This is a genomic window from Microbacterium sp., assembly GCF_031988965.1.
Lineage (GTDB): Bacteria > Actinomycetota > Actinomycetes > Actinomycetales > Microbacteriaceae > Microbacterium.
Genome location: NZ_DALZXX010000256.1, coordinates 1 through 2069, shown reverse-complemented (window position 1 = coordinate 2069; position 2069 = coordinate 1). Strand labels below are relative to the sequence as shown.

Here is a 2069-nt window from a genome sequence, read left to right as displayed (position 1 = left end):
CGCCAGGGTGCGACGCCGGGTCGACGGGGCATCGTGCCCGGCGTCGTCGTGGTCGGCCCCGTGCCCGTGATCATGACCGTGATCGCCCTCGGAGCCGAGCGGCAGCGTGCACGACCAGATGGCTCCGGCGAGCGTCACCACCGCCGCGGCGCAGGCGAACCACACCGACTCCGGGCTGATGTAGAGCGTGAGGCGGCCCGTGAGACCGAGACCGAGGGTCACGACGGCGACGACCGTGGCGAGACCGATTCCCAGCCAGCGGCTGCCGAGCGCGCGGCAGCGGGCCGAGCGCTCAGACGCGGAGACCTGCTCAGACAAGGACGTTCACCCCGATCCCGATCACGAAGGCGGCGAGCACGACCACGCCCACGATGCCCGCGAGCGTGCGGGTCGTGAACGTCGTGCGCATCAGGGCGAGCATCTTGACGTCGACGAGGGGGCCGACGAGCAGGAAGGCGACGAGCGCCCCCGACGAGAATGTCGAGGCGAACGACAGTGCGAAGAACGCATCGACGTTCGAGCAGATCGCGACGGTCATGGCGAGCGCCATCATCGCGACGATCGACAGCACGGGGTTCGAGCCGATCGCCAGCAGCAGATCCCGCGGGATCAGCACCTGCACCGCCCCGGCGAGCGCCGAGCCGATGATCAGGGCGGGCATGACCGCGCGCAGCTCGACGAGGAACTGCGTCAGGCTGCGGCGCACCGGGGTGCCGGGCTCATGCGTGACCCGATCGCAGGTGTCGATGAAGCGCTGCGTGAGCAGGGAGTCGGGCGAGGGGTGACGGCTGTAGATCCAGCCGATGAGGTTCGCGATCAGGTAGCCCCCGATGAGGCGGGCGACGAGGATGCCGTCGTCGAAGCCGAAGGCCGCGTGCGTGGTGAGGATCACGATCGGGTTGACGATCGGCGCGGCGATCAGGAAGGTCAGTGCCTCGGCGGGGGCGAGTCCGCGCATCATCAGGCCGCGGGCGAACGGCACGTTGCCGCACTCGCACACCGGGATCAGCATGCCCAGCAGCGACAGCACGGCACGACGGGCCCACGCGCGTTTCGGCAGCCAGCGGTGGATGACGTCGGCCGGCAGCCACACCTGCACCACGATCGACAGCAGCACGCCGAGGATCACGAACGGCAGCGCCTCGATCAGCACGCTCAGCGCGAGCGTGAGTCCGTCCTGGGCTCGGGCCGGAAGACTGGCGGTGAAGAGCGTCGGCAGGAACCGATCGATCAGGAACAGTGCGGCGACGATCGCGGCCCCGATGCCGACACCGATCCACGGCGAGCGCGGCGGGCGGACGGGCGTGCGGTGGGAACCGTGCGCATGGCCCGGCCGCGTCGTGGCCTGAGCGGTCACGCGTTCGCTGCCTCTTCTGCGTCGCGCTTGTTGGTGCACGGGGCGCACAGTCCGAAGATGTCGACGACGTGTGCGGCATCCGTGAAGCCGTGCAGGGCCGCGGTGCGGTGCGCCCACTGCTCGACGTCGGTCGCCTCGATCTCGACGGTCAGTCCGCAGTTGCGGCAGATCAGGTGGTGGTGGTGTCCCTGCGTCGTGCAGGCGCGGTAGAGGGCCTCACCCTCGGGGCTCTGCAGCGAGTCGGCGTCTCCCGACGAGGCGAGTCCCGCGAGAGCGCGGTACACGGTGGCCAGGCCGATGCCGGTGTTCTCGTCACGGAGCGCGGCGTGCAGACTCTGCGCGCTGACGAAGCCGCGCGCATCGGCGAGGGCTTCGCGCACGCGTTCGCGCTGCCAGGTGTTCCGTTGAGCCATACCGACGATTCTAGGCGCGACGCCCTTGCGAGGCCCTGGGAACTGCACCGGGCTTTCGAATCGCTCACCTTGCAGATCCGGCGACGGATTTTCTGCACAGTGCGCGATTCGAACGCCTACCGTGTGCGCCGCACCCGGGCGCGGGCGCGTTGGATGATCCAGCACACGACGTAGATCGTGAACGACAGGGTCGTGATGTACGGACTCACCGGCAGGGTGCCGGCGAGCGCGAGCAGGATGCCGCCGACGGCCGACACGAAGCCGAACAGCGCCGCGAGCAGCGGCACGGCCACGGCCCC

2 protein-coding genes and 2 pseudogenes are annotated in these 2069 nt (G+C 69.9%); all 4 read right to left on the bottom strand.

Annotation, left to right across the window (positions count from 1 at the left end; translation table 11 throughout):
• Positions 1-318, bottom strand: a pseudogene (locus RTM68_RS18450) (DUF1980 domain-containing protein); the annotation flags it as partial.
• Positions 311-1357 carry a permease gene (locus tag RTM68_RS18445; RefSeq protein WP_396654253.1) on the bottom strand — a complete coding sequence of 349 codons (1047 nt, stop codon included), beginning with the start codon at positions 1355-1357 and terminating at the stop codon, positions 311-313. The gene RTM68_RS18445 and the pseudogene RTM68_RS18450, both read right to left, overlap by 8 nt.
• Positions 1354-1770, bottom strand: coding sequence for a Fur family transcriptional regulator (locus tag RTM68_RS18440; protein ID WP_194762277.1), 417 nt, complete (start codon positions 1768-1770; stop codon positions 1354-1356). The genes RTM68_RS18445 and RTM68_RS18440 overlap by 4 nt, the downstream gene beginning before the upstream one ends.
• 116 nt (positions 1771-1886) lie before the next feature.
• Positions 1887-2069: pseudogene (locus RTM68_RS18435) on the bottom strand (metal ABC transporter permease); the annotation flags it as partial.

Bases quoted from the DNA above. Each gene is read 5' to 3' on its own strand.
- RTM68_RS18440 (WP_194762277.1), bottom strand. From the start codon at position 1,770: ATGGCTCAACGGAACACCTGGCAGCGCGAACGCGTGCGCGAAGCCCTC.